Raw genomic sequence first — 13,265 nt, forward strand, 5'->3', positions numbered from 1 at the left:
GTTAAGACTCTGTTATTTGTTTAATAATATTGACAATTGGTTCTTTCAAAAGAACGTATGAGACACCAATTATTAGTCCAAATAAAGTAAACCCTAAAATTACAACTATTTTTCTGGCACTACTTTTAATTGGCGGCACACTGACCGGTTCAAGTATTTTGAAAACTGGTGTCTCCTCTTGAAGTTGTAATTTTGTTTGTTCTAATCTTTGAGATATAGAATTATAGACGTTGAAGGCAATATTTTTTTCGTCTTGCAACATGTCATATTTTGTCTGCTGTCTGGATGTTGAAATATTGATATTTTTATCGTTAAAATCTGCCAAAGCAGCTTGAGCATTTATAAACCTACTTTTTGCGTCATCATACTGATTTTCAACAAAGTTTAAGTTTGATTTAATTTTTTCGATCTTATATTCGGTTACCTGCTTCTTTAAGAGATCAATTACATTTTGATTCAGATCAGCAGCAGCTCTGGCATCTGTGAGTTTTGACGTACAATACAAAAGTCCTGTCTCCTCATCAAGTGTTACTCCAATTCTGACTTTGTTTGCTTCAATATTTTCCAACTCTTCAGCACTTAGCATAGTGTATGTGGTTTCTCCATCGGCTTTCTGACTGGTCTTATTATTGCTTTTTACAATTAATTTTCTAATGGTCCCAGGTAAACCAATGGTGTAGGAGAGGATTGATTCGACTAAAGTATTATCATAGTGATTTTTATAATAATCTGGAAGGGTGGTCGTAATCCCGTCCTGTTCAAAAGTCAATTCCATCGAAAGTAGTTCAGCTTGAAATGTATTACTATTGACCAATTTCGGATAGAGCATGGGCGGAATTGTTCCGGATTGCATCCCTGACAAATCTAGTCCGCCTAAGCCTAACGACCCTCCAAATTTCTGCAATAGTTCGCCCGCACCGCCTGCCTGTTGTTGTGTTTCAGGCATAAGGACGGCAGTGCTTGTATATTGAATAGGACTAAATAACGCTACAAAAAAACCTAGTAGCACAAAAAGGCAAGTTAATTTAAATACCCTGAATTTGTTAAACCAAATAGTTTTGGCTAATTCTAACAAGTCTAACTCACCCACTTTATTATCTTCTGATTTGTTCAAAACCAACCGTTTAAGGAATTAATATAAAACTTCATGTTTAAATGAACTGGCATAAGCTATAAATAACCACAAAAGCGGGGCAATTCCATGGACTTTTGCATTAAACCTATTTCCAGTCCAAATCATTTTAAAAAACCCGACTAAAACGAATTCGAATTGAATGATTCTATGTTTTTTTTCCTCGAGCATTTAATAGACTAATTTACAAGTCGATCGATAACTAGCGCTAAAGTTGCAACACTAGAGCCAATTGCAACCCAAGCTTGAGCTGTCATTGGAGTTCTTTCCGGCTTTCTCGGTACTACAATTTCCGCTCCGGGTTCTACTTTTGGATATGAGCGAAAAAACAAGAAACTCTTAGTTTGTGCAGAAAGACCATTAGCGTATACGACATACGATTTAGATTTTTTTGCATCCTGATCGAATCCCCCTGCTGAAGCAATGAATTTTTTGAACCCATAGCCACTGTCATGTCTGACATTACTAGGGTAAAGCACTTGCCCTCTAACTCGAACAGTTTGAAACTCCCTAGGAATACTCAGTATATCTCCTTCTCGTAATATTAGGTCATGCTTACCACCGGGATCTTTGAGAATCTTATCCAGTTCGATTCCAATTGACTCCTGTTGCCTGAAAATATGTGCGCTATCAGAAAAGATCGTGTCCTTTTTAAAAAGGTAGGTTAAATCTTCTCTTCTAATTTTAGCAGCATCATTACCAACTGTTTCTTTGAGCACAAGCGTTCCATTTTCATCTTCGATGAGATCTTCTCGCGGCACAAAAAATTCGGTTCTTCTTATCAGCGTAGCTCCTTTAGCATATGCAAAACGAGTGAGGCCACCAGATCTATTCAGAACGGAGGATATCTTTTCGTCTTTCTGATCAAGTGCATATACTCCAGGGTATTTAACTTCTCCATCTATCCGTATTACCTCTTGGTCGTCAAAAAATGGGCTTCTTCGAACCACTACTAGATCAAACGGTTGAAGAACGAACTTGGAGGCGTCTTTAGACAATCCAAGGCTCTTACTAATGCCGAAATTAAATATTTCTGCAGTGTTATTGAAATCTTTTGCACTATCGGGGTTAATTCGTCGAGCTACTTCAACAAAAGATTTGGAGGCAGATTCCTTGAACCCCCCGGCCAAGTATATTAGATTTTCTACGGTCATACCTTCGGTGTAGGAAAACTTACCAGGCAACTGAACTTCTCCTTCTATAACGAGATGGTAATCTTCCTTCAGGTCATATATTGATTGAAATTTAACAATATCGTTACTTTGAAGTGCTATCGATTCTTCGCCGTTTAAGACTTTCTTGGGATCGAAAGCAAAACTTAATAATGAAAAATCTTTATTCTGTCGAATGATTACTCCTCGCTCTAAAAAGGCATCTCCCTTTAAACCATCGGCTTTGTGTATTAAGTCTAGCAAGGACATCCCTTCTTTTAATTCGTATTCCCCCGGGTTCATCAATGGGCCTTCAATGGTCACACGATTAATATATTCGTTGCTGATCTCACTGACGAATATTTCGTCACCATTCTGGATTTTAAAATAGCTTATACTGTCTAGATCAATAGACCGAACAGTCTTAAAATTCTTTTCGATCCTTCGAAGGTTTATCACTCCGCGATAGGCCAGGTTAGTGTATCCGCCTGAATAGGATAGAAGATTTTCATAAGTTTCTCCTTCAAGTACTTCATAAATTGCCGGATTTTTCACTTCGCCATCAAATATTACTCTGTTCTGATAGGGTTTGATAATTATCACATCTTGATCTTGTAAGGTTATATTTTGACCTGTACCCTCTACCAAAAATTTGTAGGCATCGAAGGTCGAAACCAACTCCTGTGATCTATAAACTTCGATTAGTCGAAAAGAGCCATCTTCCGTAGGGCCACCAGCACTGTACAATGCGTTAAATACTGTACCGAAAGAAGAGAGGGTATACGTTCCAGGCTGTTTTACAGAACCGATGACATGAACATTGATTGACCGTATTTGTCCTAAAGTAACATCAGCAAAGGAGCCTTGACCTATAGAACTATATATCCTTTTCAATCTTGATATTACCTTTGTTTTGGCTTGTTCCACCGTCAGACCGGAAACATAAATGGGGCCAAGATTGGGAATTCTAATCGAGCCTTCAGGCGATGCCATCAGTTGATAGGTTTGCTCGGAGGCTCCCCAGATGTCAATGACCATTTCATCGCCGGGTCCAATCACATAATTTTTTGGTGTAGGCATGTTCAATCCAGGCTCAAAAGTGAGTTTGCTATTCTCGAAAAAATCCATTCCAAAAATTTGCAATCCTTCTTCTAATTCCGTAGAATCCTGGAGTAATTTATAAAATGGATCATTGGGATCTAAGGTAAGCTCGTCCTCATCTTTCTCATCGTTTTCTTGCTCAATTTTGGATTTCCTAAGGTTGGTTAGAGCATCTTGATTGTTAGTCTCGGACTTACCACTTCCACCTTTAACTTGTAATATTCTGGATTTTAATTTTTGGATTTGAAATTCGCTCATTCCTCTTGACTTGGCCATAAGTATGAGCTGGTCTTCGGTGAAGCCACTTGCTTCCACTTTAGCTATAAACGTTTGAATCTGTTCATCTGATAGATCATCAATTTCAATGCTTCCAATATTCTGTATACTAGGAGTTTCTTGAGCAAATGTGCGATGCTCACATAGAAAAAATGTCAGTGCAAGCACCAACACAGAAAAAGAAAGGGTTTTCATATAGGACTAAAATTTTCCGCAAACTTAGTTAAAACTAATTACTCTTACTGCATGTCGCTAGAAAATGTGGATTGAGGAGATTTTCTTTATTATAGGCTACTGAAGCATTGGAATTCTTAATTAATATTTTACCTCCAGCTTCTGTAACTACGGCATGAGCGGCGGCAGTATCCCATTCCATGGTTGGTGCAAACCTTGGGTAAAGGTCAGCTTTACCTTCTGCAACAGCTAGTAACTTCAATGAACTACCCATGCTTACAATTTCCGGGTCATTCAATTGATCTAAGTAGGTCTGAGTCTCATCGTTGAGGTGGGAACGTGAGGCTACCACTTTTATTCCTGAATCATTTTGCTGAAAACAGTTTACAGAAATACCACGAGTTCCATTTTGGTCTTCTAAAAAGGCACCCTCATTTTGACTGGAAAAGTACAGTTTGTCTTGAACTGGTACTTGAACTACACCCAACACTGGTTTGTTTTGATGAATGAGAGCAATATTGACTGTAAACTCGCCATTTTGCTTGATGAATTCTTTAGTACCATCCAGTGGATCAATCATCCAAAAGTATTCCCAGTCCTTTCTTTCTTCATAAGGGATATCTCTTCCTTCTTCACTAAGAATAGGCAGTTCCGTTTTTTTGAGTTCTGCGACAATAGCTAGATGAGAAGCCTTGTCGGCTTTGGTCAATGGTGAATCATCAGCTTTGGCTTCAACAGAGAAATCGCCAGATTCATAGATCTTAAGTATTTCTACTGCGGCTTTCTTGGCCGCGACTTTGGCTACTTCTAGAAGTGGTTGTAAATCCATTTTTTTAGCTTTTAGTCTGTGACCATTAGCAAAAAGCCAATAGCCAACAGCCAATTAAACAATCATCCCAGCGGCTACGGTTTCATTTGTAGCTTCGTCAACCAAGATCAAACTGCCTGTGATTCTATTCTTTTTGTAGGAATCTGCAAGCAAAGGCTTAGTGGTCCGCAATTTCATTTTGCAAATATCGTTGGCCGTGATGTCCTTATCCTTTTCGTTTCGGTGAAGCGTACTGATATCTAATTTGTAGCTAATTTCTTTAATCATAGTCTTGGCTTCAGCTGTTGTATGTCTTAAGAGGTATTTTGCTCTTGGCTTTGGACCCTGAGGGTTCAGCCAACATATCATGGCTTCAATGTCTTGCATTGGTTCCGGTTTATTGTTGGTTCTTACAATCATGTCACCCCGGCCAACATCTATATCATCTTCTAGCTGAATAGAGACTGACATCGGAGCAAAGGCTTCTTCTACTTCTCCATTGAAAGTATCAATAGATTTGATTTTAGAACTGAAACCGGATGGAACTACTGTAACCTCATCGCCAGGCTTGAAAACCCCACTGGCAATACGACCAGCATAACCGCGGTAATCATGGTACTTATCATTTTTTGGCCTAATAACTGTTTGCACTGGGAATCTGCAATCGATGTGGTTATGGTCACTGCCAATATGAATATTTTCCAAGGTATAGAGTAGGGTAGAGCCTTCATACCAGGGCATGTTTTCACTTCTATTTACCACATTGTCTCCATTTAAGGCTGATATAGGTATAAAACGAACATCTTTCACCTCTAGCTTGGATGCAAAGGCTTCATAGTCTTCTTTGATCTTTTCAAAAACTTCCTGACTGTGATCAACTAAGTCCATTTTATTGACGCAGACTACTACATGTGGGATTTGCAACAAAGATGCAATGATTGAATGTCTTTGAGTTTGCTCGATCACTCCTTTTCTAGCATCTACTAAGAGTAAGGCACAGTTAGCTGTCGAAGCTCCTGTCACCATATTTCTGGTGTACTGGATATGGCCTGGGGTGTCTGCAATGATAAATTTTCTTTTAGGTGTCGCGAAGTATCTGTAAGCAACATCAATTGTAATTCCTTGTTCACGTTCGTCTTTCAATCCGTCGGTGAGTAATGCTAAATCTGTGTGTTCTAAACCCTTCCTTTCGCTGGATTTAGCGACCTGATCTAGTTGATCTTCGAAAATTGATTTAGAGTCATAAAGCAGACGACCAATCAAGGTACTCTTGCCGTCATCCACACTACCTGCCGTAGTGAAGCGGAGAAGTTCCATGTCTAGGTAAGAGTTGTTATCGTGTTTTTTGTTTGCCATTTTTTTATAGCTTTTTGCCGTTAACCATTGGCCATTGGCATGATTTCAATTTTTTTAATTTATTTCTCAATGAGTTCAATTGCTTGCTTAACTCATTTTTAAAAAGCCATTCTAAAAATACCCTTGCTTTTTCCGATCCTCCATTGAGGTCTCGGAGCGCTTATCATCTTCTCTGTTCCCGCGTTCTGTTTGCCTTGCAGATGCTACTTCATCTACAATTTTTTCAAGCGTGTCGGCATCTGATTCATCTCCTCCGGTGATTGTAATATCTCCCAATGTTCGAAACCTTATTTTCTTAGTTACTATTTCTTCATTATCACCAATTTGGATATAATCTGAAACTGGCAACCAGGTATTGCTTCTTCGAATCACTTGCCTTTCATGAGCGAAATACAAACTAGGCAGAGCAATATTTTCAGACAAGATATACTGCCATACATCCATTTCTGTCCAGTTGCTTAGAGGAAATACCCGAAAGTGCTCTCCTTGATGACATCTACCATTAAATATATTCCACAATTCCGGACGCTGATTTTTGGGATCCCATTGCCCAAATTCATCTCTATGAGAAAAGAACCTTTCTTTGGCTCTGGCCTTTTCTTCATCTCGTCGGGCCCCTCCAATACATGCATCGAAGCCGTGCTCTTCAATCGTATCTAATAGGGTTACTGTTTGAATGGCATTTCTATTGGCATTCTTACCTTTTTCTTCAGCCGCAGCACCGTCGTCTATTGATTTTTGTACCGAGCCCACAATAAGCTTTACGCCTAATTCCTCGACATACTTGTTTCTGAAATCCATGGTCTCAGGGAAATTATGACCGGTATCCACATGTACAAAAGGAAATGGTATTTTGGATGGGAAAAAGGCTTTTCTTGCTAAATGAGCTACACAAATTGAATCCTTGCCTCCAGAGAATAAGATGGCTGGGTTCTCAAATTGAGCGAATACCTCTCGCAGAATATAAATGGCCTCTGCTTCGAGTTCTTTGATGTGTGTGAGGTTATAGTTACTCATTATCTATTTGATTTTTTCTATTATGTGGTCATATATTTTCTGAACCCCTTGCTCAACGGTCAATTTGTGAGATTTTATTTCAACATCGGGGTTTTCAGGAACCTCAAATGGAGAGTCAATTCCAGTGAAATTTTTTATTTCTCCTTTTCTGGCTTTTTGATAGAGGCCTTTTACATCTCTTTTTTCACATTCTTCAATAGGACAGTTTACAAATACTTCGACGTATTTGTTACCCATTTTTTTACGAACCTTATCCCTTTCTTCTTTGAATGGAGTAATGAAGGCAGTAAGAACCACAGTGCCGGCATCTACGAACAAATTAGAGACTTCTGTGATTCTTCGTATATTCTCTCTCCGACTTTCGTCTGAAAAATCAAGATCTTTGTTTAGACCACTTCTTATATTATCCCCATCTAGAATGTAGGTATTAATTCCTTCGTGGAAAAGTTTGCTTTCCAAACCACTCGCCAATGTTGATTTGCCAGACCCTGATAAGCCTACAAACCAAATGAGTAGGGGTTTGTAACCCAATTTTTTTATTCTGTCTGTTTGGGTGATTGCATGACTATGTGGGATAATATTTTCTGTCATGACGCTGTTTCTTTTTCTCTATTGTCTAGACCAAGATTGATTCTGTACCAGATTTCTTCATGACCGTAGTAGAACCCCATCTTTAAAACCGATTCAATCAGTGCTATCCAGGTGGCTTTTTCTAATGCACCTTCATGAGCACCAAAGAGTACTAGAGCTAGTATAAAAGTTGTTCCGGAAGCGATCAATCGCCAGGTTACTGCCTTTGCAATGTGGCGCATTTTTGAATTTAAATTTGTACTTAGTTTAAACCAAATACGCTCATGAAAATAGTAAAAAATAATTTTCACAGAAGTTTCAATAGCTGTTAGCCATGAGGCCAAAGCTAGTTCAGCCTTGCCAAAAAAAGCTAAAGTCAATGAGAATGTGGTTGCAGAAGCAACTATTCGCCATGTAATCGATTTTGTTATATGTCTGACCCTACTGTCCATGATTGTTGATAATTTAGATAAGAAAAATTGAAATAGATTCTTCCTGACATTGCATCAGGCAATTAACAAAACATCAACAGCAGGTTGTTGATTGGTGCGTTCTGTATGTGAATAAAGTTTTCAATTTCCTATCCGTAGGGTTAAATGAGCCGCAAACTTAGTCACAAAATGTTAATGTCAAAATAGATGAGAATAAAAACTGCAATTCGAGTTGGATTAAACTTTTAATCGTCATTCTGAGACCTAATTTTTGGCAAGCTCAAAAATTAGGTCTCAGAATGACGTTCAATCGACTAATTAGGTATTTGACACATCACAAAACGCTACAATGAGCCATCAGAAATATTTTGAGAAAGGATACCTTTTACATCATAAATCACCGCATCCTGTCCTAACTCAGACCAACTAATCGATTCAAACTCATTATGTGCGACTGCGAGTATGTAGGCAGAATATTCAGAAGAAATATTATCTTTTAACTCGTACCCGTACTCAATCATGACCTCATCTCGGTCTGCCAATGGGTCGTGTACACTTACATTGATACTGTATTGCTCAAGTTCTTTTGCAATATCCAACACCTTGGTATTACGAATATCAGGGCAATTTTCTTTGAAGGTCAAGCCCAATATTAAAACTTTGGAATTGACGACTTCTAATTTCTTATTTGCCATCAGTTTTACGACTTCTTGAGCCACATGTTTACCCATGTTGTCATTAATTCTCCGGCCGGCTAGTATCACCTCTGGCAAATACCCAAGGCTTTCCGCCTTGTGTGTGAGGTAATAGGGGTCAACGCCAATGCAATGTCCTCCTACAAGACCTGGTTTGAAAGGAAGGAAATTCCACTTTGTGGCAGCAGCTTCCAAGACCTCATGTGTGTCGATTCCAATTCGGTTAAAAATTAGGGCCAGTTCATTAACAAAGGCTATATTGATATCTCGTTGTGCATTTTCAATTACCTTGGCCGCTTCTGCTACCTTGATAGAAGATGCCTTGTGGGTACCGGCGGTAATAATAGAAGCATAAAATCGATTAACTGATTCCGCTATTTCAGGTGTACTACCACTTGTTACCTTTTGTATGTCTTTTACACCTCTTTTTTTATCTCCAGGATTGATTCGTTCGGGTGAATAGCCACAGAAAAAGTTCTTATTAAACTTTAGCCCAGAGCACTTTTCAAGAATGGGCACGCATTCATCCTCAGTACACCCTGGAAAGACGGTGGATTCATACACAACAATGTCTCCGTCGCATAATTGTTTCCCAATAAGGGTCGAAGCACTTCGCAATAACGACAGATCTGGGTTGTTGTTTTTGTCTATAGGAGTTGGCACAGTCACGATATAGAAGTTGGCCGCTGCCAAATCCTGTTCGTCACTTGAAAATTGCAGATTTGTATTCTTTGCCAGATCAGCACTGTCAATCTCACCTGTCCGATCATACTTATTGTTTAGCTCATCAATTCGCTTGACATTTATATCATAACCTATGATAGCATATTTTTCAGATGCAGCTACGGCTAATGGTAATCCAACATAGCCGAGGCCAATTATTGCAACTCTATATTCCATATAACATTAACTTTTTTACATTAACCATTAACTTGATACTTATTCAAAAGTGAATGGTTAAAGTCAGGAGTTGTTATTTCAAACCTTCACTTTTTTCATGAAGTATTCAAGTGTTGGTTTCAATCCCTCGCTTCTTGAGAATTTAGGTTCCCAATCAAGAATTTCTTTTGCCTTGCTAATATTTGGTTGACGCTGTTTGGGATCATCCGTTGGCAATGGCTTATATGCTATTTTAGATTTGCTTCCTGTGAGTTTCAAAATTTCTTCAGCAAACTGATTAATTGTGATTTCACTTGGGTTTCCAATATTGACTGGATCAGGGTAATCACTCAATAGTAGGCGGTAAATGCCCTCAACCAAATCATCTACATAGCAAAATGAACGAGTTTGAGACCCATCACCAAACGCTGTCAAGTCTTCTCCGCGAAGGGCTTGTCCTATAAAGGCAGGAAGGACGCGCCCATCATCTAAGCGCATTCTGGGTCCGTAGGTGTTGAATATTCTTACAATTCTTGTTTCTACACCATGGAAAGTGTGATAGGCCATTGTTATCGCTTCTTGGAACCTTTTGGCTTCATCATAAACACCTCTTGGCCCAATAGGGTTGACATTTCCCCAATAGTCTTCCGTCTGCGGATGAACCAAAGGGTCACCATATACTTCAGATGTAGATGCAATAAGCATTCGTGCTCCCTTGGCTTTAGCCAACCCCAATAAATTGTGCGTACCCAATGAGCCGACTTTCAATGTTTGGATTGGCATCTTTAGGTAGTCGATTGGACTTGCGGGTGATGCAAAGTGCATAATGTAGTCCAAATCGCCAGGAACATATACAAATTTTGAAACATCGTGATTGTAGAACTCGAAATCTTCTCGATGAAAAAGATGTTCTATATTATCCAGAGAGCCTGTAATCAGATTGTCCATGGCAATCACGTGACAGCCTTCTTGCAAAAATCTATCACAAAGATGAGAGCCAAGGAACCCTGCACCTCCAGTAATCAATACTCTTTTTTTAGTCATCAGTAGTTAAAGTTGAGTGTGGTGTCTTCTATAGATTTGTACACCAAATCTTTGTCTGACATAATAAGTTGATTGCTCTCCATTTGCCATTCTACGTCAATCAATGGGTCATTGTACATGATTCCTCCTTCGTGTTGAGGAGAGTAGAAGTCATCAATGGCATAAAAGATTTCCGCTTCATTTGATAATACCAAGAAGCCATGAGCAAATCCTTTTGGTACAAATAACTGGTTTTTATTCTGTGATGATAAGATGATTGAACGGCTTTTGCCAAATGTTGGTGAGCCCTTTCTTAAATCTACAATTACATCTTGAATTTCTCCACTAGTTACACTTACTAATTTGGCCTGTGCTTTCGGATCTTGCTGAAAATGCAAGCCTCTGAGTACACCATATGAAGATTTTGAGCGATTAAATTGAACAGCTTGAAATTTCACGCCTGTTTCGTTGTGAAACGCTTGTTGATTAAAAAACTCATAAAAGTATCCTCTGTCGTCCGGGAATAATTTTGGCTCAATATAGAATGCTCCGGCCAAATTTAATTCTTCTATTTTCATATTTTTATTTCAATAAGCTCATCAAATACACTCCATAGCCACTTTTGATAAGAGGAGCGGCAATTTTTTCTAGTTGTTCGTTTGTGATGAACCCCATTTTAAATGCTATTTCTTCTATACATCCTATTTTTAGGCCTTGACGTTCTTCAATAACTTGCACGAATGAACTTGCTTGATTCAATGAAGCAAATGTTCCAGTATCAAGCCAGGCGGTACCCCGGTCAAGTATTTGAACTTTGAGTTTATTTTTTTCTAGATAAACGTTATTCACTGTAGTTATCTCAAGCTCTCCTCTTGGGCTTGGTTGAATAGAATTTGCAATTTCAATTACTTCATTATCGTAGTAGTATAGTCCAGGAACCGCATAATTTGATTTTGGTTTCAGAGGTTTTTCTTCAATGGACAATACACGAAATTTACTATCGAAATCTACAACACCGTATCGCTGTGGGTCTCCTACATGATATGCAAAAACTACACCCCCATCAGGATCATGGCATTCCTGCAATTTTTTAGATAGACCGGAGGCATAGAAAATATTATCGCCCAATATCAGAGCCACTTTGTCACTTCCAATGAATTCTTTTCCAATGATAAATGCTTGAGCTAAACCTTCTGGTCTTTCTTGAATGGCGTATTCGAAAGTACAGCCAATTTGCGAACCGTCTCCTAGTAGCTCTTTAAACAAAGGAAGGTCTCGTGGAGTTGATATGATCAATATTTCTCGAATGCCCGATAGCAATAGCGTTGACAACGGGTAGTAAATCATCGGTTTATCGTAAACCGGCAGTATTTGTTTGCTGACAGCTACAGTTAGCGGATGTAACCTGGTTCCAGATCCTCCAGCTAAAATGATTCCCTTCATGTTGTTTGATATTGTTTGTTGTAGTAATTTTTATACTCTCCTGATGTGATGTTCTGCATCCAGCTTTGATTAGATAGATACCAATCTACCGTCTTAGACAGACCAATTTCAAAAGTTACCGATGGTTTCCAATTAATTTCTGACATCAATTTGGAGGCATCAATGGCATATCTTTCGTCATGCCCAGCCCTGTCTTTTACGAAGGTTATCAGTTTTTTAGAATGGTCTTTTGGATTATCTAGTTTGGCATCAACTATATCACATAGTGCTTGTACAAGATCAATATTTTTCCATTCATTCAATCCCCCTACATTGTATGTTTCACCATTTTTGCCATGGTGAAAAATATTATCAATGGCTTTTGCATGATCAATTACATATAGCCAATCTCTTACATTCTCTCCTTTTCCATAAACAGGGAGAGGTCTGCTGTTGAGAATATTATTAATACAGAGTGGTATCAGTTTTTCCGGAAATTGGTTTGGGCCATAGTTATTAGAACAATTCGAAATTACCGTTGGCATCTTGTAGGTATTGGCATATGCGCGTACAAAGTGATCTGAGCTGGCCTTGGATGCTGAATATGGCGACTGGGGGTCGTAAGCAGTTGTTTCAAGAAAGAAACCACTTTCTCCAAGAGATCCATATACTTCATCTGTAGATATATGATAGAAGAGTTTATCTTCCAAATTGTCTTTCCAAAGAGATTTTGCCGCATTTAGAAGGTTTAATGTACCGATCACATTTGTCTGTACAAATGCCATGGGATCCGATATCGATCTGTCTACATGCGACTCTGCTGCCAAATGGATGATGCTGTCAAACTTATGTGTTTTAAAAAGTTCAAGTACTGATTTCTCATTGACGATATTTTCCTTTATGAAATGATAGTTCTTTGCCGAAGAAACATCATGAATGTTTTCTAGATTTCCAGCATAGGTGAGGTCATCTAAATTGAATATTTCATACTCTGGATATTTTTTTACAAACAACCGAACCACATGAGACCCAATGAAGCCGGCTCCCCCTGTTATTAGAATTCTTTTGTTTTTTTTCATTTATGCCTATTATCTTATAAAGTAAAGGATTGTTATTGCCTTTATTCTTAGTCTAAATTTTTCTTGCTCTTTGCTAGCATTAAAATTGACCATAGAAAATTGATGGTTGGCTTATTATGCAATAGCTAAACTTACCTGCTCACTGCTATTG

The 13,265-nt window shown here is 38.5% G+C and carries 12 protein-coding genes; all 12 read right to left on the minus strand.

Features of this window, described 5'->3' with window-relative positions:
* Window position 1: 1 nt before the first annotated feature.
* On the minus strand, window positions 2-1,114 hold the full coding sequence (locus tag ABJD64_RS02615; protein ID WP_348177115.1) for a Wzz/FepE/Etk N-terminal domain-containing protein: 1,113 nt from the start codon (window positions 1,112-1,114) through the stop codon (window positions 2-4).
* A 197-nt stretch (window positions 1,115-1,311) separates the two neighbouring features.
* Window positions 1,312-3,855 carry an SLBB domain-containing protein gene (locus tag ABJD64_RS02620; protein ID WP_348177117.1) on the minus strand — a complete coding sequence of 848 codons (2,544 nt, stop codon included), beginning with the start codon at window positions 3,853-3,855 and terminating at the stop codon, window positions 1,312-1,314.
* Window positions 3,856-3,889: 34 nt separating this feature from the next.
* Window positions 3,890-4,663: a 3'(2'),5'-bisphosphate nucleotidase CysQ gene (cysQ, locus tag ABJD64_RS02625; RefSeq protein ID WP_348177119.1), complete on the minus strand. Its 774-nt coding sequence runs from the start codon at window positions 4,661-4,663 to the stop codon at window positions 3,890-3,892.
* Between the two features lie 54 nt (window positions 4,664-4,717).
* A complete protein-coding gene (locus tag ABJD64_RS02630) occupies window positions 4,718-5,998 on the minus strand; it encodes a GTP-binding protein (RefSeq protein ID WP_348177121.1) in 1,281 nt (426 codons plus the stop codon).
* 111 nt (window positions 5,999-6,109) lie between these two features.
* Window positions 6,110-7,015: a sulfate adenylyltransferase subunit CysD gene (gene cysD, locus ABJD64_RS02635; protein ID WP_348177123.1), complete on the minus strand. Its 906-nt coding sequence runs from the start codon at window positions 7,013-7,015 to the stop codon at window positions 6,110-6,112.
* 3 nt (window positions 7,016-7,018) lie between these two features.
* A complete protein-coding gene (gene cysC / locus ABJD64_RS02640; RefSeq protein WP_348177125.1) occupies window positions 7,019-7,606 on the minus strand; it encodes an adenylyl-sulfate kinase in 588 nt (195 codons plus the stop codon).
* Entirely contained in the window at window positions 7,603-8,037 is a 435-nt protein-coding gene (locus ABJD64_RS02645; RefSeq protein ID WP_348177127.1) for a DUF2061 domain-containing protein, read from the minus strand. The genes cysC and ABJD64_RS02645 overlap by 4 nt, the downstream gene beginning before the upstream one ends.
* Before the next feature lie 323 nt (window positions 8,038-8,360).
* Complete coding sequence (locus ABJD64_RS02650; protein ID WP_348177129.1) at window positions 8,361-9,611, minus strand: nucleotide sugar dehydrogenase; 1,251 nt, start codon at window positions 9,609-9,611, stop codon at window positions 8,361-8,363.
* Between the two features lie 78 nt (window positions 9,612-9,689).
* Window positions 9,690-10,634 carry a UDP-glucuronic acid decarboxylase family protein gene (locus tag ABJD64_RS02655; RefSeq protein WP_348177131.1) on the minus strand — a complete coding sequence of 315 codons (945 nt, stop codon included), beginning with the start codon at window positions 10,632-10,634 and terminating at the stop codon, window positions 9,690-9,692.
* Window positions 10,634-11,191, minus strand: a complete 558-nt coding sequence (rfbC, locus tag ABJD64_RS02660) for a dTDP-4-dehydrorhamnose 3,5-epimerase (protein ID WP_348177133.1) — start codon at window positions 11,189-11,191, stop codon at window positions 10,634-10,636. The genes ABJD64_RS02655 and rfbC overlap by 1 nt, the downstream gene beginning before the upstream one ends.
* 4 nt (window positions 11,192-11,195) lie before the next feature.
* Entirely contained in the window at window positions 11,196-12,056 is an 861-nt protein-coding gene (rfbA, locus tag ABJD64_RS02665; protein ID WP_348177135.1) for a glucose-1-phosphate thymidylyltransferase RfbA, read from the minus strand.
* Window positions 12,053-13,114: a dTDP-glucose 4,6-dehydratase gene (gene rfbB, locus ABJD64_RS02670; RefSeq protein WP_348177137.1), complete on the minus strand. Its 1,062-nt coding sequence runs from the start codon at window positions 13,112-13,114 to the stop codon at window positions 12,053-12,055. The genes rfbA and rfbB overlap by 4 nt, the downstream gene beginning before the upstream one ends.
* Window positions 13,115-13,265 lie beyond the last annotated feature (151 nt).

The sequence above is a fragment of the Reichenbachiella sp. genome (assembly GCF_039944555.1).
Classification (GTDB): domain Bacteria; phylum Bacteroidota; class Bacteroidia; order Cytophagales; family Cyclobacteriaceae; genus Reichenbachiella.